Genomic DNA, 25,571 nt, shown 5'->3' on the forward strand with positions numbered 1-25,571 from the left:
ATAGCTAACGCCGCGGTAAGCTGCGGCTATGTAGTTGATTGTGTTGTGGCAGCGTAGCGAACGCCACACATAAACAAGCGATGGAATAGACGTCAGTTTGACCGTCTTGTTAGAAGCAATTTACCCCACCGAATCTACTGGAAAATAGTAAGTATTAAACCTACGACCCAACAACTGACTACTACGAACTCTATTTGCTTTTTTTGCAAGCGACTTGTATTCGCGCCGCGAATCTAAAAGGTGAAAAACAACCTCTTTATGCCCAAGTTGACCGGCCCAGAGTAAAAGAGTTCTGAAGATTGAGACGCCAGAACCCCAAAATTTTTTTGAGATAACAATGGCTACTTCAAAGCCACACTCGTCCGGTTGAATTCCACACCAGCCCGAGAGAACACCATCGATTATAACGGCACGAACTTTACAGCCTGTCATCGAATCCGTATCGATTTTGCCCTCCACCCACGAACGGATGGACTTCTCATCGAAATATGGATGATCAATCAAATGTGATCTCAGTGAATCTTCGTTTAATGTAAACATTAACTCCGTTAAATCTACATCGTCTAACTTTAGATATTCTATAGTGCTCATACATTCTTGCTTCCAACGCCGTATCAAGTGGTGAAAATGCACTCAAAGCATTGATTAGTAAATCATTTAACCCAAATTGAACCAAAAGTGCCAAGCGTTGGGAATCCGTCTTAAATTCTTTGTAAGCTGTATTTTTCCATTACGAAGTTGTTTAGCCTTTGTCCACGAACATCCATTTCTTGAGCCTGCACTACTTTAAAGCCAAAGTACTCATAAAATGGTTTAGCTGTAATGCTAACTTCTGAATAAAAAAGAGAAATTCCTCGTTCTTTACCAACATTAAACACGTGATTCATTAATGTCTTACCAACACCCTGCCCTTGATACTTGTGATGGCAAAAGAAGTGATCAATTAAACCATCAGCTTGAAGATCTGTGTAGCCAACAACGACACCATCAATTTCCGCTACAAATGGGGTCAAGCCTTTCAGGCGTTTTTTCCAGATAGACAAATCCAAACACTCAGGAGCCCATGCTTCGACTTGTTCTTGAGTATAGTCACGGATATTTATGTTACGAATAGTATGGAAATGTATATCCCATAGCGCCTGCGCATCGGCTTCAACATAATCTCTAATTTTGATCATCGTACTATCCTTTTGTGGGTACAGCTAACAGCTTTATATAAAGACAACTTCATCTTTACAATTCATCATATCAACCAATCGGGTTAATCAGTTGTCTTTGTTGACCGATACGTCATACACGTCAATCGACAGGCAATATGATGCCACCACTCGTAAACGTACGTTCTGTTTCCCATTTCGCTTCACAACATTTCTTATCAGCAAAAAAGGCCATTGGGTATTACCCAATGGCCTTTTACTGTTTAATGATCAATCGATTAGATGGTTGTCTTCGCAGGTTCTGCGTCTTCAACCTCTTCCGATGTCACCTTTCCGTGAAGTTTCTTCTCCCAGAAACCAGCGTTCTTGATACCAAGCTTAACCGGGTCAAACGTAAAGTCTGTCACGCCCGCTTTTTGCTGTTCTTCATAATCTTTCAGCGCTTTTAGAGCGGGTTTAGATAGGAAGAAAATAATCAAGATACCGACAATATTCAACCAGGCCATCAAACCCACACCCACATCACCCATTGCCCAAGCAAGGTTAGCGGTTTTTACCGTTCCGTAGAATACCGCAACAATCAATACCGCTTTTAGGATAAACATCATGCCTGGTACTTTTACTGAGCGGCGAATGTAAGCAATGTTGGTTTCTGCAATGTAGTAGTAAGCAAGAATAGTCGTAAAGGCGAAGAAGAACAGTGCAAAGGCAATGAATGGTTTGCCTATACCTGGCATTGCGCTCTCAATAGCCATTTGGGTGAATACCGGACCGTTAGCGCCAATATCAGCCGCCAAGTTCTGAATAAGGAACATGCCCTCTGCACCACCGTGTACGTTGTATGCACCTGTAATCAAAATCATGAACGCTGTTGCCGAACACACTAGCAAGGTATCGATATAGATAGAGAACGACTGTACCAAGCCTTGCTGAGCTGGGTGCTGTACATCTGCAGCAGCGGCGGCATGAGGGCCTGTTCCCTGACCCGCTTCGTTCGAGTAGACGCCCCGCTTAACACCCCAACCAATTGCCGCACCCACTCCCGCCATCGGTGTGAAGGCATCACCGATAATCATCATAAAGATACTAGGTACCATGTTGATATTCAGTAGGATGATAACAAAGGCGATCACAATGTAGGCAAGCGCCATGAAAGGTACAACTATCTGAGTGAAGTTAGCAATACGCTTTACGCCACCAAAGATAATGAACGCTAGGATAATAGAAACAAACGTACCAGTAACAATCTTCGCGAGGCTGATTGTACCTATGGCTGTTTCAATCATCTGGCCTGAGCCAAAGGCTGCTTCAACCGCATTACCAATACTGTTGGACTGAACACCTGGAAGAAGTACACCACAGGCAAAGATAGTCGCAATAGCGAAAATCCAAGCATACCACTTCTGCCCCATGGCCTTCTCAATGTAGTAAGCAGGACCACCACGGAACTGGCCATCTTCATCTTCTTCTTTATAAATTTGAGCCAAGGCAGATTCACTGTAAGCTGTTGCAGCCCCAAGGAAAGCAACAACCCACATCCAGAACACCGCACCCGGACCACCAAAACCGATAGCCGCAGCAACACCAGCGATGTTACCTGTACCTACACGCCCAGAAAGAGAAACGGCTAGTGCCTGAAAAGAGGAGATACCCTGAGCGGAACTTTTACCCGATAACAATAGGCGCCACATCTCTCTGAAGTGACGAAGCTGTACAAAACGTGTGGTAATGGAATAAAACAGACCGGCACCCAGACACAGATAAATCAGCACTGGGCTCCAAATTATTCCATTGAGAAAATCTACTAACGACTGCATTAAAAAACTCCCTGTATGATTGGTTAATGCTCGTCAGTATAATAATCACATTGTAACCCGATTGTTAAATATTTTATTTCATCATTCAATTTGGCGTGATCTATAGCTCATAAATCGAGCGTTGCTGACAGTTGGCAGTTAAAGCCCCTACCTGATAGCGTGATCTAGGTCGATTAACCCAAATTTGTTGCTACGAGGTTGTTATCCAAGTGTTTAAAAACCAAGCAAACAAACCCAAAAACCCTCCTTTGCTCACAATTTTGCTCTGTTTAACCAGCTGCATCACTTATCCCCGAGCATTTATTACGCAGCTCAACAATTACAACCAAGAGCAATAGGTTGCATTTAAAAATTACGGCCTGGCTTATACCGACCTACATAAATACTTGATCAACTACTTATCCAGGTTGGTATTAGCTTTTCGCTGATATCTGGCACCGGCTGCCCATAAAAAAAGGCGCTGAATCATCAGCGCCTAATATTTACGTCATTCTTCTTTAGGTTACAAATTACACATCGTAAGTTGTTGAAGAAATATCACCACCGGTACCGGTCCAGTTGGTGTGGTAGAACTCACCACGTGGCTTGTCGGTACGCTCATAAGTATGAGCACCAAAGTAATCACGCTGTGCCTGCAGCATATTAGCTGGTAGACGAGCAGTCGTGTAACCATTAAGGAACGTCAGCGCAGAAGACATACAAGGCATTGGCAGGCCGGTCTCGAATGACTTAGCCACAACTTTACGCCATGCTGGCAGGCAGCTTTCTAGGATGTCCTTGAAGTAGTTATCCAAACCAAGGAAAGCCAGCTCTGGGTTTGCTTCAAACGCGTCACGGATATTGCCAAGGAATGCACTGCGGATGATACAGCCACCACGCCACATTAGAGCAACATTGCCGTAGTTCAAATCCCAGTTGTTAGACTCAGATGCTTCGCGGATCAGCATAAAGCCCTGTGCGTAAGAAATGATCTTAGACGCAAGCAGTGCCTGACGAAGGGCATCCAACCACGCAGACTTATCACCTTCAACAGCTGTAATTGGGTTGTTGAATAGTGACGCTGCGTGCTCACGCTGCTCTTTCAGTGAAGATAGGCAACGGGCAAACACTGAGTCAGTGATCAGTGTGAGCGGAATACCGTGGTCCAGGGCGTTGATACCTGTCCATTTGCCGGTGCCTTTTTGGCCAGCAGTATCAAGGATCTTTTCCACTAGCGGCTCACCGTCTTCATCACGGTAGCCAAGAATATCAGCAGTTATTTCAATCAGGTAGCTGTCCAGTTCGGTTTTGTTCCAATCAGCGAACGTCGCCTGCATCTCGTCATGCGACATGCCTAGACCTTCTTTCATGAAGTGGTAGGCTTCACTGATCAGCTGCATATCGCCATATTCGATACCGTTGTGGACCATCTTAACAAAGTGGCCAGCACCTTCGTTACCGACCCAGTCACAACACGCTTCGCCCTGTTCGGTCTTAGCGGCAATAGCTTGGAAAATTGGCTTCACATGCGGCCATGCTTCTGGATCACCGCCGGGCATAATAGACGGTCCGAAACGTGCACCTTCTTCACCACCTGATACACCGGCACCAACATAGCGAATACCTTTTTCGCGTAGTGCTGCCACACGGCGGTTAGTATCTGGGTAGTTCGTGTTACCACCATCAATGATAATATCGCCTTTGTCTAGCAGTGGAACTAGGTTGTCGATAAACTGATCAACAACGTCACCGGCACGAACCATCAGCATCACCTTACGTGGTGATTCCAGCTGGCTAACCAGATCTTCAAGAGATGTCGCACCGACAATGTTGGTACCTTTCGCCGGTCCTTGCAAAAACTCATCAACTTTCGCAACAGTACGGTTGTAAGCAACGACTTTAAACCCGTTGTCATTCATGTTTAGGATCAGGTTTTGACCCATGACAGCCAACCCGATAACACCAATATCTGCTTTCATTTACTTCTCTCCTTATGCCAGCTCTTTGGCTGCCTCTGAATCTAAATACCACTCGGTCTTGCCAGCCGTTGAGCTGACTTTGGCTGCGGGATACGTTTGTGCAGCTGGTGCATTATCGGCAATCTCTTTGATTACCGACGCTTTACTTGCACCTAAAACCAAGTAAGTAATACGTTTAGCATTTGCCAGCAGATGTGCTGTTTTCGTCACGCGGAGCTGGCGAGTCTCTGGATGTGCAGCGATGGCTGCAACTTCCGTTGTCTCGTAATCGGTTTGCCCTGGAAACAATGATGCAGTGTGGCCATCTGTTCCCATACCGAGCAAGATCCAATCAAACTCTGGGGTCCCATTGTGCTCAGGAATTTCCGAGATCATCTCTTCGGCAAAACGGAGCACTTCCATTGCTGCAAAATCTTCACCACGAATGCGGTGGATATTCTCAGCCGGGATCGAAATGTGGTCAAACAACAAGGTTTTGGCCTGGCCGTAATTGCTCTGATCATTGTCCGGCGCCACGCAACGTTCATCACCCCACCAAAAGTGGAGGTTCTGCCATTGAATGGATTGGGCAAATTCCGAGTCAGCCAAATAGGCAAAAAGCTGAGATGGCGTACTACCACCGGACAGTGAAATATGGACTGGACGACCAAGCTCACTGTATTCTTTCAAGCTTTTTGCTAGAGCTTGAACAACCTGTTCAGCGCTTTCAAATATATGGTAATTCATGTCACTTATAGCTCGCAGTAATCAGTATTAGTCAGGTTCTTACATGGGAAGCGCCATTCACGACCGTCACGAGATAATAGCTCGTCGGCTTCTTTAGGCCCCCAAGTCCCCGCGGCATAACCATAAAGGTGTTCTGGGTTTTCTTTGTAATCCAGAATTGGCTGAACAAACTGCCAACACGCTTTCACCGCATCGGTACGCGCAAACAAGGTGGCATCACCTTTCATCGAATCAAGCAATAGGCGCTCATAAGCCGTCAGCATATGTGTTTCTTCAAGGCTTTCGTAGTGGAAGTCCATACTCACTTCCTTAGCCTCAAATCCAGCACCAGGCTGCTTAAGGCCGAAGCTCATTAGAATGCCTTCATCAGGCTGGATACGGATGATCAGTTTATTTTCAGGCGCATCGGCACCAAATACTGGGTGCGGTGTCTTCTTGAAATGAATAACAACTTCAGTAACGCGGGTTGGCAAACGCTTACCGGTACGGACATAGAAAGGTACGCCGTTCCAGCGCCAGTTATCGATAAACATCTTCAAACCGACGTACGTTTCAGTACGCGAATCTTCCGCCACACCGGGCTCTTCACGATAACCGTCAAGGTGGTTACCACGGACATCTGATTCAGTGTACTGGCCCAGTACTAAGTTATTTTGAAGATCATTGTCGGACAATGGCTGAAGGCTCTTGAAGACCTTCATCACCTCATCACGCATAGAGTCGGCATTTATAGCTGCCGGCGGCTCCATACCCACCATTGCCAGTACTTGTAGCAAATGGTTTTGGAACATATCACGAACCGCACCTGCACCATCGTAGTAACCACCACGCTCTTCAACGCCAAGAAATTCAGCAGCAGTGATCTCAACATAATCGATGAAGTTACGATTCCAAAGCGGTTCGAACATGGTATTGGCAAAACGGAACACCAGCAGGTTTTGAACCGTTTCTTTACCGAGGTAGTGATCGATACGGTAGATCTGGTGTTCTTGGAAATGTGCGTGCAGGTCTTTATCAAGCTGCTCGGCGGTTGCCAAATCATACCCGAACGGCTTCTCAACAATCAGGCGTTTCCAGCCATTGTGTTCGTTGTTCAAACCATGCGCAGCAAGACACTCTGGGATCACACTGTACAGGCTCGGCGGTGTCGCCAAATAGAAGGTGGTATTGCCTTTAGTCTGACACTTCTGCTCGATATCATCCAAACGCATTTTCAGCTTGGCGTAATCTTCAACACTTTTGGTATCAATGGCTTGGTAATGGAGACGTTGGCAGAAAGCATCTAGTACCTGAGGGTCAACTTTTTCGTTGGCAGTCAGTGACTCTTTGAGCTTCTGTTGGAACTCAGCATCAGAATAGTGAGTTCGGCTTACCCCTAAAATTGCGAATTCTTCTGAGAGCAATCCATTCGCGAAAAGGTGGTAAAAGGCTGGGATCAACTTGCGATGGGTCAAGTCACCCGACGCGCCGAAGATGACGATACAATTATTTTCAGGCTTAACCATAATGCTTTCCCACTCGCCTGAATCAATCAGGACAAGTTATTCATTTTATTGTGTTGTGAATGTAATCAACACGACTCAAAAGCACCAGAAGGTTTTACCTATCACAGCAATAGGCAAAACCGTCAACTGGTCACATTCTAGTCGATTATGAGAACCACGCCTTTTGGGAGACTCATTATGTAGGAGAAGCACATTACATCCCAGCTACAATTAGCTGGTATTACCAGACACTTCTAAACAACTGAAAGAGATACTAATTGCTTGGTATAGTCTTGCTGCGGCTCACTGAACAAGGTTTGGGTTTCGCCTTGCTCCACTACCTGCCCTTGGCGAAGCACCAAGGTATAGTGACAGAGTGATTTCACCACATTAAGATCATGGCTAATAAAAAGGTAAGTTAAATTATACTTCTGCTGTAAATGCTTAAGCAGTGTAAGCACTTGAAATTGAACCGTTCTGTCCAGTGATGATGTCGGTTCATCTAATAGAATGAATGACGGTTTTAGTACCAGCGCCCGTGCAATCGCAACGCGCTGGCGCTGGCCACCGGAAAATTCATTGGGATAGCGGTGACGTGTTTCAGGATCCAGCTCCACATCACGCATCACATCACAAATCATTTTTTCTTCTTGTTCTGGTGTTAAATCTTGATGAACTCTTAACCCCTCACCAATGATTTGTGCCACTGACATTCTTGGATTCAAAGCAGAAAATGGGTCTTGAAAAACCACTTGAAACTTACTGCGTAGGGGTAGCATCTGCTTACGATTAAATGCCGAAATATCCTCACCGCAAAACACTATTTCCCCTGTACTTTCTAGTAGCTTAAGAATAGCCATACCTGTTGTCGACTTTCCCGAACCACTCTCCCCGACCAAGCCTACACTGTGACCTGTACGCAGTAGAAAGCTCACATCAGTCACGGCCTTGATATGATCTTTTACTCGCTTGAGGATACCGCCCTTAATCGGAAACCATACCCTTAAATCCTTGATTTCAAACATCGGGCTTGCCGCCATATCAACAGGTACCGGCTCGCCACTTGGATCTGAGTTGATCAGTTTAATGGTATAGGGATCTTGAGGGCGTTCAAATACTTCGGTCATCGTATTGGTCTCAACCAACCGGCCCATTTGCATGACGGCAACACGGTCGGCAATCTTGCGAACAATACTGAGATCATGGGTAATAAACAGTATCGCCATCCCCATTTCCCGCTGCAGATCGTTGAGCAGATCCAAGATCTGGGCCTGAACCGAGACATCCAATGCGGTGGTCGGTTCATCAGCAATCAACAACTCCGGCTCGTTAATGAGGGCCATAGCTATCATCACCCGTTGCCGTTCACCACCTGAGAGCTCATGAGGATAAGACTCTAAGCGTTGCTCGGGGTTCCTTATCCCTACTTTTTTCAACCATTCTAGCGCTTTATTCTGCGCTTCACGTTGTCGGGTACCTCGGTGTATAGCCAGTGTTTCGCACAGCTGACGACCAACCTTATGCAACGGATTGAGAGACATCATCGGCTCTTGGAAAATCATACCGATACGATTGCCCCGAAGGCCACGCATCTCACGCTCGCTACACCGCATCATATCAATGCCATCATAATGGATATGACCACTCATATAGTGCGTCGAAGATTTAGGCAACAATCGCAAAATGGCATTGGCCGTCACAGACTTCCCTGAACCACTTTCCCCCACCAGCGCCAGTGTTTCACCGCGTCGGATATCCAAACTCACGTTGTAAGTCACCTGATTGACAGCTTTTCCGCTTTGAAAGCCCACCGACAGGTTTTCAATGGTAATAATAGGTTGCGACATGGTTACCTCTGATGGTGGGGATCAAATGCATCACGCACAGCTTCACCAACAAACACCAGCAAGCTCAGCATGATTGAAAGAACGACAAAGGCAGACAAGCCTAACCATGGTGCCTGCAAATTGGTTTTACCTTGCGCCAGTAATTCCCCCAATGACGGCGAGCCGGCAGGCAAACCGAACCCGAGAAAGTCCAATGACGTTAATGTTGTCACCGAACCACTAAGAATAAACGGCATCATGGTAAGTGACGCCACCATGGCATTGGGCAGCATGTGGCGTAGCATGATACGCCCATCACCTACTCCCATTGCTTGCGCAGCCCTGACATAATCAAGGTTTCGACAACGGAGGAATTCAGCACGAACAACCCCCACCAATCCCATCCAGCTAAACAACACCATAATCCCCAGTAGCCACCAGAAATTTGGCTCGACAAAACTCGACAAAATAATCAGCAAAAATAGCGTTGGCATACCAGACCACACTTCAATAAAGCGCTGTCCAAACAAGTCTATCCACCCACCGTAATACCCTTGGCAGGCCCCGACGATGACACCAATGACGGTAGAAATAACAGTAAGGGCAAAGCCAAATAACACCGATATCCGAAATCCGTAGATGATCCGTGCCAAGACATCCCGCCCTTTGTCATCGGTACCCAACCAGTTAACACGGTCTGGCGGCGACGGTGCAGGTCCGGATAAATCGTAGTTAATGGTATCGTAACTAAAGCGGATGATCGGCCAGATCATAAAGCCGTTAGCCTCGATCAAGTCTGCGACATAAGGGTCGGTATAGTCGGCTTCGGCATCGAACTCGCCGCCAAATTCAGTCTCGGCGTAGGGAGTCACAATCGGGAAATACCACTGTGAATCAAATTGGATCACCAGCGGTTTATCATTGGCTACAATTTCTGCAAACAAGCTGCAGACAAACAGTAATGAGAAGATCCATAGCGACCAGTAGCCCCGCTTATGTGCTCGAAATCTTGCCCAACGTTCCATGGTTAATGGGTTAAGTTTCACTAACGTGCCTCAAAATCTATCCGGGGATCGACCAATGTGTAGGTGATATCCGAAATTATATTCATCACTAGCCCCAACAGGGTCATGATATACAGGGAGCTAAATACCACAGGATAATCGCGCTGTATGGTCGATTCAAAACCCAGCAACCCTATCCCTTCTAAAGAAAACATCACCTCAATCAACATTGCCCCGGTAAAAAAGATACTAATAAATGCAGCAGGGAAGCCCGCAATAATGATCAGCATGGCATTACGGAAAACGTGACGGTACAAAATGCTGCTTTCATCCAGCCCTTTGGCCCGAGCCGTTACAACATATTGTTTATTGATTTCATCAAGAAACGAGTTTTTTGTCAGCATGGTCAGGGTCGCAAAACCGCCAATGACCATGGCCAGAATAGGCAGGGCTAAATGCCAAAAGTAGTCGATAATTTGCTGGTACCAGTTCAGTTGATCAAAATTCGATGACACTAATCCGCGTAGCGGGAACCAACTGAAATAGTTGCCGCTCGCAAAGAAAATGATCAACAAAATTGCGAATAAAAAACCGGGGATCGCATAGCCCACAATCACCACCGCACTACTCCACACATCAAACCGTGAGCCATGTTTTATGGCTTTGCTGATACCCAGTGGAATAGAGACCAAATAAATGATCAAGGTACTCCACAGGCCAAGCGAAATAGATACCGGCAAACGATCTATGATCAGATCGATGACATTACCGCCCTTGAACAGGCTTTCGCCAAAATTGAAGGTCGCGTAATCTTTGAGCATATCGAGATAACGTTCGAGCAATGGCTTATCAAAGCCAAATTGCTTCTTAATAGCGTCGACCACTTCAGGATCTAGGCCACGGGAACCACGATAGCCGGAACCATTATCCGAAGGTTCGAGCGAGCCGACTTCCTGCCCTCCACCAGTAAAGCGCTCCATGATCCCGGAGCTATGACCTTCAAGCTGGGCTACCGCCTGCTCAACTGGCCCACCGGGTGCAATTTGAATCACAAAGAAGTTGATGGTGATGATCGCCCACAGAGTGGGGATCACCAGCAACAATCGTCGAATTATATAAGCCGACATAATTACCGCCGTTTCTCAGGTAACTTGGCCGCTTTTTCAGTATCAAGCCACCACGTATCTTTACCTAGGGTATATTTTGGTCGTAGCTCGGGACGGGAAAACTTGTCCCAGCTCGACACCCGGAACATGCTGATATGCCACTGCGGGATCACATAAAAGTTCCACTGCAATACTCTATCAAGCGCCCTGCCTAGGCTTAATAACTTGTCAGGATCTTCCTGATTTTCGGCAATTTGCTCGGTTAGGTAATCAACCGCCGGATCTTTTACCCCAGCCGTATTGTAAGTGCTGTCTATAAAATTACTGTTCCAAGCGATCATTAAATTCGGGCTTGGGTATGGGTTGGCACCGTAGCCAGCCGACACCATATCGAAATCACGGTCTCTCAAGCGCTTGATATATTGCGTGGTATCCACTGTGCGTAAGCGCATATCAATACCCAGCAACTTCAGGTTCTTCTGTAGCGGAATAGCTAGACGCTCGGTGGTCGGACTGTACATCAGCAATTCAAAGGTAAAGGTTTCGCCAGTCTCGACATTGGTCATTACCTTGTTCTGCACCTCCCAGCCGGCTTCTTTCATCAACGCAAGGGCTTTACGTAGCTGAACACGTATACGGCCGGAACCGTCAGACTTAGGAGGCTGGTATTCTTCGGTAAACACTCTGGCTGGCACTTTATCTTTTATCGGTGCCAAGACCGCTGCTTCTTCTTCAGATGGCAAGCCCTTAGCTTCATAGTCGGTGTTTTGGAAGTAACTGCGGGTACGGGTGTACTGGTTATAGAACAGGCTTTTGTTCATCCATTCAAAGTCCATCGCGTAAGACAAGGCTTCACGAACTTTGGGATCACTAAAGTAGCTTCGCTCGGTATTAAAGACAAACGCCTGCATTGATTGAGGAATTTGATGTGGAATTTCTTCTTTTACTATGTAGCCTTTGTCAAAGTTCGTCCCTTGATACAAGGTCGCCCAAAACTTGGCCACGTTCTCTTCCCGGATGTCATACTCGCCAGCCTTGAACGCTTCCAGCGTGACCGTTTCATCCCGATAATAATCGTATTTGATGGTTTGGAAGTTATGTCTGCCAACATTTACTGGCAAATCTTTGGCCCAATAATCCTTGACCAAGGAATAGGTCGCGCTTTGACCAGGCTTGTAATCAGTGATTTTGTACGCACTGCTGCCAACAGGAGGGGCATTAAGAGGCTCACTTAGGTTCTTGTCTTTCCAAAAATGCTCAGGCAGCACATTCATCCCCTGCACTAAAGCTAACAGCACCTCACGATTTGGTTTTACCATCTCTATCCTTGCGGTGCGCTCAGACTGGGCCGTTACTGATTTAACATCCTTGAAGTACACCTTGTACTGGGCGACCCCTTCCTTCATAAACTTATCAAAGGTAAAGGCAACATCAGCAGCGGTGATCGGTTTACCATCATGAAACCTGGCATCAGGATTGATATCAATTTCCATCCAGGCGTAATCATCAGGATAACGAACCTTTTCGGCAATCAAGGGGTAATAGCTGTCGATCTCATCTTCAGATGAGACAAATAAGGTATCGTAGATAGCCTCACTGCCAGCAACAGAAACACCACGTGAAGCAAAACGGTTAAAGCTGTCGTAGGTGCCTACTTGAGCATAGGTCACCTGCCCTCCTTTAGGTGCATCAGGGTTTACGTAGTCAAAGTGGGAAAAGTCGGCTGGGTACTTAGCACTACCAAACCCGACTAACGAGCGACTCTCAATCACCTCGTTAGCAGAGACAGAACCAGCTATAACCATCGCCACCAACAACGATGAGACGCATTTGTACATCTAGGCCTCCATGCATAAATCTATTTTTCAGACAGCGTTTACTGTCCGCTATCTTACTCGTTGAATTAGATATAATTATTTTATGATATATGTTTACGATAGGACACTAATGAAAAATGAACAACCACTCAATGAGCAATATGAAAAGGTGTGATCACTTGCGGCAAGCTGTTGAAGTCGTTAATATCGCCCGCTTTCATGCTTTAAGAGCTTGAAACTATCTTATTTAAGCCAGGATCATCATATGTCTAAGTTCTTCTTTAAAGGTCGCATTGAGAAAAAGCCTAAACACGAAAGCTACGGCTTCAATACTAATCAGGCCAAAAAACTGGGAACTGAAATCAACCCGCTACAACTAGTCGTGAATAGCGATGAGAAAAAAACAGAGACCGAAGCTTTACTCAAGCAACATGAACTATTTGCCACGATAACAGTAAACAGTGAGGCAGAAGAAAACCTTGTGGAGCTTGAGACGCTGATCAACAAACCAAAAACCACTGTTTTTGAGAAGACACCAAACCGTAATGATCCATGTTCATGCGGTAGTGGCAAAAAATACAAAAAGTGCTGCGGCTAACGTGGTAACCCAGTAAGCAGGGTTAATGACCCCGGTACCCTCTTCGTGCCGGGTTGTCCCACTTTTATACGCACCGATACTTCATTAACCTCTTCCCCTGCCATTTTCCGTCAGAATCCGTATAATCTCGCGCTGTTGAAAATTTCGGAAAGATACGTGTTATGAGCAAAGGTTACGCCTGTGTTGGGCTATTCAATCCCAAAACCCCTGAAAATGTTGGTTCTGTCATGCGTGCCGCTGGCTGCTATGGCGTCAATAGTGTGTTTTACACAGGCACACGCTATGACCTTGCTAAGAAGTTTTGTACTGACACCAAAAATAGCATTCTCGATATTCCGTTAATTGGCGTTGAAGATCTCAAAAACATCATTCCACACGATTGCGTACCGGTTGCCGTCGATCTGGTTGAGGGAGCCAAACCGCTGCCTGATTACAAGCACCCACAGCGGGCTTTTTATATCTTTGGCCCTGAAGACGGCACGTTAAAAAAAGAGATCACCGAATTCTGCCGGGAAACGATCTACGTACCAACCAAGGGTTGTATGAACCTGGCCGCAGCAGTCAATGTCATTCTTTATGATCGCATGGCTAAAGGTGAAAGTTTTTCTAACCACTAGCACAACAGATCTAAACAAAAAATGAGCAAAATCTGCTCTTTGGGGGACAATTTATGTGCCCCATTTTTCGATCATTTCTCTAAGCTCGGTACTTTGATAAGGCTTGCACAGAATATCGTCCATACCAGCATTAAAGCACTCCTCACGCTCAGCTTTGGTCGTTCCAGCTGTCAGAGCAATAATCGGCTTACTGTAACCGTCATTGCGTAACCGCTCGGTAGTTGCATAACCGTCAAGTACCGGCATACGACAATCCATCAGCACAATATCAAAATTCTGCTGTTCTAAAATATCTAATGCCTTCTGCCCGTTATCTGCGATAGCAGGAGTAATACCGAACTTACCTAACATAAGTTTAATAATCATCTGGTTGGTTTTTAAATCTTCCACCACCAGAATAGTCAAATCATCTATAGAGTGGGCACCACCTTGCTGAGCTGTCGCCTCATCTACCGTTGAGACGTTCACTGCTAATGGAAGAGTAACGGTAAAGGTGGTTCCGCGACCATAGTCACTGTCCACCTCTATCCAACCTTTCATCTGCTCAGCGAGCTTTTTACAAATGGCCAGCCCCAAACCAGTGCCTTCATGCTGCCGGTTACTAGAATTATCGACTTGAGTAAATGGCTGGAACAACGTGCCCACTTTGTCTTTAGGAATACCGCAACCTGAATCCCGCACTATAAATTTAAGTGCTTCGTCTTGCCAACCAATCGTGACAGAAACAAAGCCTTTCTGAGTAAACTTAATCGCATTGCCAATAAGATTTACAAAGATCTGCTTGATCCTATCTTCATCGCCCAGCAGGTGTTGCGGTGTATCAGGTAAAAAATGAATAGAAAAATCGAGTTGCTTTTCATTGGCGGGATGCTGGAAGATGTCTTTTAGCATATTGGTCATCAAACGGCTGTCGAAAGCTTTAACCGTCAATTCCATCATCCCCGCATTGATTTTACTGTAATCCAGCAAGTCATTAATAATAGCCCGAAGTAGCTCCCCTGAATGATGCAATGTAGAAAGCAATCCCCTCTGGTGACAATCGAGCTCTGTATCCGACAGCAACTCTGCAGTACCCAGTAAACCATTTAGCGGTGTTCTCAGCTCGTGATTTATCATCGCCAAAAAATCACGGGTCGACTTCTCCGACTCTTCCGCAGACTTCCTCGCTCGAATAGCCTCTTCCAATTTCAATTGACGATCAATAGATGTACGAAGCATTTCACCAATCAAGTTCATATGCTTACGAATTGTGGTGTGCCATTCTCTCCTTTCATCGATTCGCGTTACAAAATACCCTTTCACGACCGAATTACTAAGCGAAAACCAATGCAATTGATGATGTTCATCCCAACACTCACCGACTGACGCCAATTTGGCTGGGGGAACTAACTTCTCATCGATACCAGAAAAATAGCTAATATTAAGCGCTGGTGTGGAATCACAACCTATGTTTATTCCACAATAGCTAGCAGCATTACTCGCTATCAATGCATCTAGCAGCTCTTTGATGATACCGAAAGAAGGTTGGTATTTAAGGAACGTATGACCAAAGCGGAGCAGTAAATTGTCCATCTTTTGCTGATATGACAAAAATTCAGAGCCACTGGCTACCTTATCTCTCATTTGCTCAAGGTTTTGCTCAACCAATTGTTTCGTCTGATAGAGCTCTAAGCTTTTTGACTCAAGTAGCATTTCAGCCATCTTTCTGGCTTCTCGCTCACGGTCAATTTTCTTCTGCATTAATGCAACGTGACGTTCCGGATCCATGCGTTCAAGGCCCATAGTTACTCCGCGTTTAGCGTCAGCGTAAATCGGACATGACTCTGATCCTGGTTTACAGGCTCCATTTCAATATCCATATCTTCGTTGAAGTGCTGGACACAACCACGGATCAAACCGAGACAAACATGGGAAAAGCAACGAGCTGAAATGTAGTCGAGCACCATTTGGGCGGTCGTTTGTGAAATGAAGTCAAATTGTGGCGGATTCGCATTGGGATACAGCTTTTTCACTTCGATATGGATATGACGTTCAACACACTCAATAAAGCTAAAAGTACCATTCGGCTTGTCACCATTAGCCATTGGCATCGTCGCTAGCAAACGCATAAACAATGCTTCACCGTATACCTCTTGTAATGATTCAGGAGATACACCAGTAATCTTACTCAAACAGACTATCATCTTTACCAGAACACGGTGATCATAACTCCCTACCGCCGTGTAGATACCGTCAACATCGGCATCATCGAGCATCTGCTGGCAAACCTCTAATCCAAAACGGCTTTCAACAACATCTAGAAACTCAGTAAAAATAATTCCTTTCATAGGTTTACTCTCCCTTAACCCTTGATTTGAGTATGGGAAACGAATCTCTAATGGTCAAAATTATTCAACTCATTTCATTTAAGGAAAATACAGTCAGTTATTAAGTACACAGACGTGTTCTACGGATTGTGAAAAATTAATGATTAGGATTATTTTGCGGCCAGGCAACATTATAATAGTGCTGACAGTGAGTCGCACTTTTATACTCTCACTCTTTTACATACTCAATCTATTTATCCGCGCCTCCTCTAATGGCCAATACCATGCCTCAGTCAGCCCTACCGCACACATCAATAACCAAAGTGCCCTGCATCTTTATAACTCGATGAAATACTAACAAAATGGTGGACATTGCGAGGCGTATGGAGAAATGCTGAAGCAGCTGTTATCCGTACTCAATGAACAAGATCTAGTTATCATTGCAGTCTACTTTTCCGCACAACCCTAAGCCTACGCTCAACATCAAGTTCAAAGCAATTTGCAGTAAGCCACTGGTAGCTTTTATCGATTGATACTAGAATTAAGCGGATTTGGTCGCTGGCAAGCTGCCATTTTCACATCATCATCGTTCACATTCAGTGAACAATGAGCCGGTAAAATACCGTGTTCTCTGTTTTTACATGTCACATCAAAGCACATTTTGACAGTGCATGAAGGAACAGAGTATGTTGTGACCGGCTAGCCTTGTGGGTTTATTGAGCGTTTGCGCCAGAAAACCCCAAAAGACGGAGCAAAAACAAGCAAATGTTCATTTTATCTTAAATGACCTATGTAATGTTTGTTGGAATCAGTGATATACTCCCCCACCGAATAGTGACAGTAATTGTTTATAGAGAAAAACAATGGCAGATTTATCTAAATACAGAAACATTGGTATTTTCGCGCACGTTGATGCGGGTAAAACCACTACTACTGAGCGTATCCTTAAGCTTACTGGTCAGATCCACAAGACTGGTGAAGTTCACGACGGCGAATCAACTACTGACTTCATGGAGCAGGAAGCTGAGCGTGGTATTACTATCCAGTCTGCAGCAGTTAGCTGTTTCTGGAACGACCACCGCCTAAACGTTATCGATACTCCTGGACACGTTGACTTCACAGTTGAAGTATACCGTTCTCTTAAAGTACTTGACGGTGGTATCGGTGTATTCTGTGGTTCTGGTGGTGTTGAGCCTCAGTCAGAAACTAACTGGCGTTACGCGAACGAATCAGAAGTATCTCGTCTGATCTTCGTTAACAAACTAGACCGTATGGGTGCAGACTTCTTCAACGTTGTTGATCAAGTTAAGAGCGTTCTTGGTGCTACTCCTCTAATCATGGTTCTACCAATCGGTCGTGAAGACGACTTCGTTGGTGTTGTTGACCTACTAAGCCGTAAAGCTTACGTTTGGGACGAAACTGGTCTTCCAGAAAACTACGAAATCAAAGATGTTCCAGCGGACATGGTTGATGACGTAGAACAGTACCGTGAAGAGCTAATCGAAACTGCTGTTGAGCAGGACGATGACCTGATGGAAGCTTACATGGAAGGTGAAGAGCCTTCTATTGAAGACATCAAGCGTTGTATCCGTAAGGGTACTCGTGACATCGCGTTCTTCCCAACATACTGTGGTTCTGCGTTCAAAAACAAAGGTATGCAACTTATCCTTGATGCTGTTGTAGATTACCTACCAGCACCAACAGAAGTTGATCCTCAGCCGCTAACAGATCCAGAAACTGGTGAAGCAACTGGTGAAGTAGCTACAGTATCTGCTGATGAGCCACTAAAAGCGCTTGCGTTCAAAATTATGGACGACCGTTTCGGTGCCCTAACGTTCATCCGTATCTACTCTGGCCGCATGAAGAAGGGTGACACCATCCTTAACTCTGCGACTGGTAAAACTGAGCGTATCGGCCGTATGGTTGAGATGCAAGCAGATGACCGTAACGAGCTAACTGAAGCACAAGCTGGTGACATCATCGCTGTTGTTGGTATGAAGAACGTTCAAACTGGTCACACTCTATGTGATGTTAAGCACGAGTGTACGCTTGAGCCAATGATCTTCCCAACTCCAGTAATCTCTATCGCAGTTACGCCGAAAGACAAAGGCGGTTCTGAGAAGATGGGTATCGCTATCGGTAAGATGGTTGCAGAAGATCCATCATTCCAGGTTGAAACTGACGAAGAAACTGGCGAAACCATCCTTAAAGGTATGGGTGAACTTCACCTAGACATCAAGGTTGATATCCTTAAGCGTACTTACGGTGTAGACCTAATCGTTGGTCAACCTCAGGTTGCTTACCGTGAAACTATCACTCAAGCAATTGAAGATAGCTACACGCACAAGAAGCAGTCTGGTGGTTCTGGTCAGTTCGGTAAGATCGACTACCGTATCAAGCCAGGTGAAGTTGGTTCTGGCTTCAAGTTCACATCATCTGTTGTTGGTGGTAACGTACCTAAAGAATTCTGGCCTGCTGTTGAGAAAGGTTTTGCTGGCATGATGGACACTGGTGTCCTTGCTGGTTTCCCTGTTCTTGACGTAGAAGTTGAACTATTCGACGGTGGTTTCCACGCAGTCGATTCATCTGCAGTAGCATTCGAAATCGCAGCGAAAGGTGCATTCCGTCAGTCTATGCCTAAAGCAGGTGCACAGCTTCTTGAGCCAATCATGGCTGTAGACGTGTTCACTCCTGAAGATCACGTTGGTGATGTTATCGGTGACCTTAACCGTCGTCGCGGCATGATCAAAGATCAGATGGCTGGTACTACTGGTGTTCGTATTAAAGCAGACGTTCCTCTTTCAGAAATGTTCGGCTACATCGGTCACCTACGTACAATGACTTCTGGTCGTGGTCAGTTCTCTATGGAGTTCGCGCACTACTCACCATGTCCTGCAAACGTTGCAGAGCAGGTTATTGCTGACGTTAAAGCGGCTAACGAGAAGAAGTAATTCTTTCTTAAGCTTTAATGGCTGATAAAAACCCGATAGCTTGGCTATCGGGTTTTTTTATACCTTTAATATCAGACAGAATCATCACTCCCCGCCCCCGCGTGACTTGCCTAAAGGCTGCAGTTGGCTAGGTAGTTCATTAGCCCATATTGCTGAAGCCACTCTAATTGCTCAGCCTGCTTAACCAGAAAACGTCCTGAATAGTTGAGCCCATTGGCAAATATACCTTCGATATTATTTGTGCTTCGGGGAAACAATAACATCCAACGCTCGGTGAGTAAGAGGTTATAGGGGGTACAGTCCCCACCCACGTTATCAGCTAACAGCCCTAACTGCGTCATCATTGATAGATAGTGTTTATACAGTTCCGCAGCATCCAGGGTGTGCAATAGTGCGAGGCAATGTACAAAAGGCAGCTCCCCTTGTGAGATAACCTTCTCCAGCGGTATCGGCGATCGAACTAACTGCATATGTCGGTGAGCTTGGCTCGCTCCTGCCTGTGGGCCACTGTTATAAAAACCAAAAACATCGGGATGGTCAAAACCTGTCACCCAAGCTTGGAAATCATGCAGGGTTAAACAAGATTGTTGTGGGATAAAGGCTTTAGAACAAATGAGCAAATGCGGAGACAGGACGGGAAACTTGTTCAACAAGCAGACATGCTGTTGGCCGGCTTCATCAACATAAAGTGATTGTTCATAGGGTAAGAACGGATTACCTTGGGTCGAGGTTGCCCGAAACTTTTCCGTAGCATTGGCTGTAACAACATGGGCAAAGTACGAAACCCCTTCTTCTTCTATCAGCTGGGCATCCGTGACTATAGGCATCAAGCTACCTGCAGCCAATGCGCGTTCAGAAACTCGGCTCGCCTTATCCCAAAGCGTTTCAGTTTTATCAGACATATCTCCCTCCTCTCCACCCCGTTTATACACCCATTTAACATCAAGTTGCTTATTTCAATAACGCTCTTTTGCCATGTTACCCCCTGTAGACACCATTGTTGAAGTGTACACTAAAGTTTACAATAAACCGTCTTTTCAGCATAAACAGGATGAAGGCTAGATATAGCTGCCAACCACGAAAGTTTGTATTATCAATGCCATTGGAAAACACTGCTTTAATCTATTTCCAATAGTACTCCATAAAGCAGTTAGAAGTTTTTGTTTGGTCGCTAAAACTTCAACAGGTAGTTTTGTTTGGTCGCATCCTACCGATCCAGCCTATTTGCCTTGTGCATTAATCAGGTAGAAACAAAAAGGGCGTTTACTTAGTAAACGCCCCTCTTCTAGTACTGTCTATCTATTGTTATCCGCTGCGCTTATACCAACCTACATCAATATTTGATCAACTACTTATCCAGATTGGTATTAAACCAACTCCGCCGCGAGCAAGAAGCACCCGAACAGGAAGCTCAAACCCATCGCCAATTGCCCACCAGATGCTTGATACAACACACCGGAAGCATCAACGTCAAACGCGCTGTCGTCTTCTTTGCGAAGCTTTATAGTCATCGCCATTGGAATGAACACCGCAAGGAATACCAAAATAATACCTGCGTATCCTAATACTGACAGGAATTGATCGGCAGCGAACAAAGCACCACCAAGTGGTAAGATAAAAGTCATTACATAAGTAACAGCACGGTTTTGGCGGAATGTATCAACGTTCTGGTCAAACAATGCCATCGCAACACCCAAGAAAGATGTCAGCAATGCCAGCCCTGTGAATACTGACAAGATAAAGTTAATCATGCTGTGGTTTGACCCCAAAACAGCGATTAACTCAGATACACTATTGAAATCGACCATCTGCTCAGCACTCAGGTTACCCATCGCTGCATATAGCCACAGCAGGTAACTGAACAGCGGGACCAGAGAGCCAATCACAACCATATTCCGCAGTTGCTGGTGTGTGGCTTCTTTGTTGTATGTCACCAACGATGGGATCACTACCATGAACCCGAAGCTGGTGAACAACACCGAACTGGTTTTAATCAGATCTATTTTACTATCACTGGTGGCAACCATTAAATTTTCGATTGAAATGGTAGGAACCAAAGAAAGCAATGTCAGCACTAACATGACGACCATCACTGCAAATAATGCACGGTTTAGTTTATCAATAACTGCCGTCCCCGCAGCAACTACTACGCCCGCCAGAAGAGTAAAGGCAATTTGGCTTTGCATTAGGCTCAGGTTGAGGCCGATACTGGATAAGAGTTTCATAACCAAGTCACCCGCCCCAATGATGTACGCCATCAGTAGGCAAACCAATAGCGCGTAAAGCAGACCGTTAGTCACCAACTGGCCCCCCTTTCCAAGGGTTTTACGGGCTATCGTGTTCATGCCAAGGCCACCACCGGCCTTAATACTGGCTTCTAACAACAACAGTGCGGCATACGTCGTACCCAGCCAGATCACTAGCATCAACAACGTACCCCATAGCAGGCCAAACTGGGCCAATACCATAGGAATAGCCAACATACCGGCCCCCAGTGCCGTACCCGCAATAATGAGAGAGCTACCAAGCAGTTTTACATTCACAATTTTGTCTCGTAATAATGTGTCTCCGCCTATAGATAAGGCAGACAACGAAAAGGTTTAAATAATCTATTTATCAATGCACTGCAGATGAAAATGCAGCAATAGAGAATTAGTGAGTAAATCGGAATGCGGCAAAATAGCCGTAAAACTGAAGGCTTTCGGAAGGTATAGCGGGATAAGAATGGCAGGCACAAGCGTGCGTCAAGGTATCAGCAGAGGACAGATGGATCTTCCCCGTGGTTTTATGGTTCATTAATCGTACTCCAACAACGATAAATCCCTATCAAAAAGGCAACCGTCCATTGATTACCCTAATTTTGTTTGGTCAGCTAGCAACTTATATGGTCATTAGAAGCACTTCAACACTCACACCTGAAATCTTATATTCCAAAAACGAAATGATGAGTTTTGGGTAAATAAAACCCCTTTGAGATTACTTCAAAGGGGTAATTATCAACTTATGCTGACACAGCGACACCTGATTTAGCCGCAATTAGCGTGAGCTTGTTAAAGGATGCGGGATAAACGCTGATGGTACTGCCATCGTCAAAAAGAAGGCCATCATAAAAGTTACCACTCCATTTCACACGGGTGAAACGTGCATAGCGAGCTTTACTGTAAACCTCCTCGAGGACATTAATGGCACCTAGTTTTTGCACCTGATCCATAATGTCTTGGCTCAGTAATTTCTCGGCCACCGATTTATCTGTTGTCATCCCTGTCTCCGGAACCTCTTCGTTACTTGTTTGTACCAAAACCAAACTTAGATTCAAGTACAAATATCACAACATCTCGATGTACGCTGATAAATTAAGCAATTGACTGTTATTTTCCCTAACTATCAAAACACATAGTGGTACTCATTTGTTATGCGATTGCTAACCGAAATAAACACAAAATAAGTAGTATCTCCTTCATATTTATTGTTTTAATTCTTCATATTTATTCTTGTAATACAATATTATATTATATAAATCATTGATTTATATATGACTACCCCTTTAGGGCTATTCAAAACTGTAATTGATTTACGTCATATTTATTCACATCCTGTCTCATTAAGATTCCATTCAGAATTTATGACTTTGTAATAGAGGATCGTATGAGCAAAGTGAGATTGGCCATCATCGGCAACGGAATGGTGGGCCATCGCTTTATCGAGGAATTAGTCGATAAAGCCAATATGGACAATTACGAGGTAACGGTATTTTGCGAAGAACCTCGTGTCGCCTATGATCGGGTTCACTTGTCATCGTATTTTTCCCACCATACCGCTGAAGAACTTTCGCTCGTTAAAGAAGGTTTCTACCAAAAACACGCCATCAATATCCTCCTCGGTGAACGCGCCATTAATATCAACCGAGAAAAACGCATCGTACACTCCAGCACGGGGCGTGAAGTTCAATACGACAAGTTAATCCTCGCTACCGGCTCCTTCCCGTTTGTTCCACCGATCAAAGGCAATGAAAGCAAAGACTGCTTTGTCTACCGCACTATTGAAGATCTCAAAGCAATTGAAGCATCTGCGAAAAATAGCAACGTCGGTGTTGTAGTCGGTGGTGGCCTACTCGGCCTTGAAGCCGCTGGTGCTCTAAAGGCATTAGGTGTACAAACCCACGTTGTTGAGTTCGCGCCAAAGCTAATGGCTGAACAGCTAGACATGGCTGGTGGTAATCAGCTTCGCCAGAAGATTGAGCGTATGGGTGTAAATGTCCATACCAGCAAGAACACACTGGAAATTGCTCCGGAAGGTACCAATGCTCGTAATGTGATGCGCTTTGCTGATGGTACTGAACTAGAGACTGATTTTATTGTTTTTTCTGCAGGTATCCGTCCACAAGACAAGCTGGCTCGTCAAATGGAGCTTGATGTTGCTCCTCGTGGCGGTATCGCTATCAATAACACCTGCCAGACGTCAGACAACAACATCTATGCTATTGGTGAATGTGCCTCTTGGAATGAAATGTTCTATGGCCTAGTTGCACCAGGTTACAAAATGGCACAGGTCGCTGTTTCGCATATTATTGGTGAAGATAACCAATTTGAAGGCGCTGATATGAGCGCCAAGCTGAAACTGCTTGGGGTAAAAGTTGGCTCAATTGGTGATGCCAATGGTCGCACGCCTGGCTGTAAGAGCTTTGTATACCAGAACGAAGAGCAAGAAGTTTACAAGCGCATCATTGTCTCCGAGGACAACAAGAAGCTACTCGGTGCTGTAATGGTGGGTGATACCTCTGACTATGGCGACCTGCTTCAGTTAATGCTCAACGAAATCGACCTGCCAGAACACCCGGACACATTGATCCTGCCTGCCCACGCCGGTGCTGAAAAACCCGCGTTAGGTGCAGATTCGCTACCTGATACTGCCGTGATCTGTTCTTGCTTCGATGTGACCAAGGCAAAAATTGCCCAAGCTGTCACTGACGGCAACCATACTTTAGCTGATATCAAAGCCGTCACCGGTGCCGGTACTGGCTGTGGTGGTTGTATTCCGTTGGTCACGTCAGTGCTCAATGCTGAATTGGCTAAATCAGGTATCGAAGTGAAAAACGATGTGTGTGAGCACTTCGCCTATTCACGCCAGGAGCTTTTCCATCTGATCCGCATCGAAGAAATCAAAACCTTTGATGAGCTACTAGAGAAATACGGTAAAGGCTACGGCTGTGAAGTTTGTAAACCACTAGCAGGCTCTCTTCTGGCTTCGTGCTGGGGTGAACATATCCTCAAACCTCAATTGGTTAAGCTGCACGATACCAATGATAACTTCCTTGGTAACATCCAAAAAGACGGTACCTATTCGGTTATTCCGCGTATGGCCGGTGGTGAAGTTACTCCACAAGCCCTTGGTGCACTTGCTGCGGTTGCCGAAGAATATAACCTGTACACCAAGGTAACCGGAGCTCAGCGTATCGGCCTATTTGGTGCTCAGAAAGATGATCTTCCAGTGATCTGGCGCAAGCTAATTGACGCTGGTTTCGAAACAGGCCAAGCCTACGCAAAAGCGCTGCGTATGGCGAAAACCTGTGTGGGTTCGACATGGTGTCGATACGGTGTTCAAGACTCTGTCGGTCTGGGCTCTTACATTGAGAACCGCTACAAAGGGATCCGAACTCCTCACAAGATGAAGTTTGGTGTCTCTGGCTGTACCCGTGAATGTGCTGAAGCTCAGGGTAAAGATCTTGGCATTATCGCAACCGACGCTGGCTGGAACATGTACGTATGCGGTAACGGTGGTATGAAGCCTCGCCACGCCGATCTACTGGCCAGCGACTTAGACCAAGAAACGCTCATCAAGTACATCGACCGCTTCATGATGTTTTACATCCGCACAGCTGCGCCACTACAGCGCACCTCTGTATGGATGGACAACATGGAAGGTGGTGTGGACTACTTACGAGAAGTGATTGTTGATGACAAACTTGGCATCAACACCCAGCTCGAAATGGACGTTGCCAAGTTAGTTGATGAGTATGAATGTGAGTGGACAGCCACTATCAATGACGAATCGCAGCTAACGCGATTTGCCCATTTCATCAACGCTGATCTTCGTGATGACAACGTGGTATTTGTTGCCGAGCGTGACCAGCACCGGCCTGCGACGTTCACCGAAAAACACCCTGATGCCGTTGGCGATATCCTGCACGTTGAATTGGAGAACTAA

19 protein-coding genes are annotated in these 25,571 nt (G+C 45.5%); 4 read left to right on the forward strand and 15 right to left on the reverse strand.

Features of this window, described 5'->3' with window-relative positions; all coding sequences use genetic code 11:
* Positions 1-120: 120 nt before the first annotated feature.
* The 10 genes from ACVA53_RS09820 to ACVA53_RS09865 form a co-directional block, all read right to left on the reverse strand.
* Positions 121-591 carry a hypothetical protein gene (locus ACVA53_RS09820; RefSeq protein WP_255041495.1) on the reverse strand — a complete coding sequence of 157 codons (471 nt, stop codon included), beginning with the start codon at positions 589-591 and terminating at the stop codon, positions 121-123.
* Between the two features lie 110 nt (positions 592-701).
* A complete protein-coding gene (locus ACVA53_RS09825; RefSeq protein ID WP_255041494.1) occupies positions 702-1,178 on the reverse strand; it encodes a GNAT family N-acetyltransferase in 477 nt (158 codons plus the stop codon).
* A 257-nt stretch (positions 1,179-1,435) separates the two neighbouring features.
* Positions 1,436-2,974: an alanine/glycine:cation symporter family protein gene (locus ACVA53_RS09830; RefSeq protein ID WP_255041493.1), complete on the reverse strand. Its 1,539-nt coding sequence runs from the start codon at positions 2,972-2,974 to the stop codon at positions 1,436-1,438.
* Between the two features lie 509 nt (positions 2,975-3,483).
* Positions 3,484-4,932: a decarboxylating NADP(+)-dependent phosphogluconate dehydrogenase gene (gene gnd / locus ACVA53_RS09835; RefSeq protein WP_255041492.1), complete on the reverse strand. Its 1,449-nt coding sequence runs from the start codon at positions 4,930-4,932 to the stop codon at positions 3,484-3,486.
* 12 nt (positions 4,933-4,944) lie between these two features.
* Positions 4,945-5,658 carry a 6-phosphogluconolactonase gene (pgl, locus tag ACVA53_RS09840; protein WP_446504982.1) on the reverse strand — a complete coding sequence of 238 codons (714 nt, stop codon included), beginning with the start codon at positions 5,656-5,658 and terminating at the stop codon, positions 4,945-4,947.
* A 5-nt stretch (positions 5,659-5,663) separates the two neighbouring features.
* Complete coding sequence (gene zwf / locus ACVA53_RS09845) at positions 5,664-7,163, reverse strand: glucose-6-phosphate dehydrogenase (protein WP_446504983.1); 1,500 nt, start codon at positions 7,161-7,163, stop codon at positions 5,664-5,666.
* Between the two features lie 233 nt (positions 7,164-7,396).
* A complete protein-coding gene (locus ACVA53_RS09850) occupies positions 7,397-8,989 on the reverse strand; it encodes an ABC transporter ATP-binding protein (protein ID WP_446504984.1) in 1,593 nt (530 codons plus the stop codon).
* A gap of 2 nt (positions 8,990-8,991) precedes the next feature.
* Positions 8,992-10,014, reverse strand: a complete 1,023-nt coding sequence (locus ACVA53_RS09855; RefSeq protein ID WP_255041487.1) for an ABC transporter permease — start codon at positions 10,012-10,014, stop codon at positions 8,992-8,994.
* Complete coding sequence (locus ACVA53_RS09860; protein ID WP_255041485.1) at positions 10,014-11,099, reverse strand: microcin C ABC transporter permease YejB; 1,086 nt, start codon at positions 11,097-11,099, stop codon at positions 10,014-10,016. The genes ACVA53_RS09855 and ACVA53_RS09860 overlap by 1 nt, the downstream gene beginning before the upstream one ends.
* Before the next feature lie 2 nt (positions 11,100-11,101).
* The gene (locus ACVA53_RS09865) at positions 11,102-12,883 is read right to left on the reverse strand and encodes an extracellular solute-binding protein (protein WP_446505035.1); all 1,782 of its coding nucleotides are present in this window, start codon (positions 12,881-12,883) and stop codon (positions 11,102-11,104) included.
* Positions 12,884-13,160: 277 nt separating this feature from the next.
* Between ACVA53_RS09865 and ACVA53_RS09870 the strand changes: the two genes are divergently transcribed.
* Both ACVA53_RS09870 and ACVA53_RS09875 read left to right on the forward strand, forming a co-directional pair.
* Complete coding sequence (locus ACVA53_RS09870) at positions 13,161-13,493, forward strand: PBPRA1643 family SWIM/SEC-C metal-binding motif protein (RefSeq protein WP_255041483.1); 333 nt, start codon at positions 13,161-13,163, stop codon at positions 13,491-13,493.
* A 161-nt stretch (positions 13,494-13,654) separates the two neighbouring features.
* The gene (locus ACVA53_RS09875) at positions 13,655-14,110 is read left to right on the forward strand and encodes an RNA methyltransferase (RefSeq protein ID WP_255041482.1); all 456 of its coding nucleotides are present in this window, start codon (positions 13,655-13,657) and stop codon (positions 14,108-14,110) included.
* A gap of 51 nt (positions 14,111-14,161) precedes the next feature.
* On the opposite strand, the gene ACVA53_RS09880 is transcribed toward ACVA53_RS09875, so the two are convergent.
* Both ACVA53_RS09880 and ACVA53_RS09885 read right to left on the reverse strand, forming a co-directional pair.
* On the reverse strand, positions 14,162-15,892 hold the full coding sequence (locus tag ACVA53_RS09880) for an ATP-binding protein (RefSeq protein WP_255041480.1): 1,731 nt from the start codon (positions 15,890-15,892) through the stop codon (positions 14,162-14,164).
* A gap of 2 nt (positions 15,893-15,894) precedes the next feature.
* Entirely contained in the window at positions 15,895-16,437 is a 543-nt protein-coding gene (locus ACVA53_RS09885; protein ID WP_255041478.1) for a heme NO-binding domain-containing protein, read from the reverse strand.
* Positions 16,438-17,279: 842 nt separating this feature from the next.
* Between ACVA53_RS09885 and fusA the strand changes: the two genes are divergently transcribed.
* A complete protein-coding gene (gene fusA, locus ACVA53_RS09890) occupies positions 17,280-19,367 on the forward strand; it encodes an elongation factor G (RefSeq protein ID WP_255041476.1) in 2,088 nt (695 codons plus the stop codon).
* A gap of 110 nt (positions 19,368-19,477) precedes the next feature.
* Here fusA and ACVA53_RS09895 read toward each other — a convergent pair whose 3' ends face one another.
* The 3 genes from ACVA53_RS09895 to ACVA53_RS09905 form a co-directional block, all read right to left on the reverse strand.
* Positions 19,478-20,269, reverse strand: a complete 792-nt coding sequence (locus tag ACVA53_RS09895) for a DUF4922 domain-containing protein (protein ID WP_255041475.1) — start codon at positions 20,267-20,269, stop codon at positions 19,478-19,480.
* 465 nt (positions 20,270-20,734) lie between these two features.
* Positions 20,735-21,910, reverse strand: a complete 1,176-nt coding sequence (locus tag ACVA53_RS09900; protein WP_255041474.1) for an amino acid permease — start codon at positions 21,908-21,910, stop codon at positions 20,735-20,737.
* A gap of 458 nt (positions 21,911-22,368) precedes the next feature.
* Complete coding sequence (locus ACVA53_RS09905) at positions 22,369-22,626, reverse strand: hypothetical protein (RefSeq protein ID WP_255041472.1); 258 nt, start codon at positions 22,624-22,626, stop codon at positions 22,369-22,371.
* Positions 22,627-23,012: 386 nt separating this feature from the next.
* On the opposite strand from ACVA53_RS09905, the gene nirB reads away from it, so the two are divergent.
* Positions 23,013-25,571, forward strand: coding sequence for a nitrite reductase large subunit NirB (gene nirB / locus ACVA53_RS09910; protein ID WP_255041470.1), 2,559 nt, complete (start codon positions 23,013-23,015; stop codon positions 25,569-25,571).

This window comes from Photobacterium sp. DNB23_23_1, from assembly GCF_052873815.1.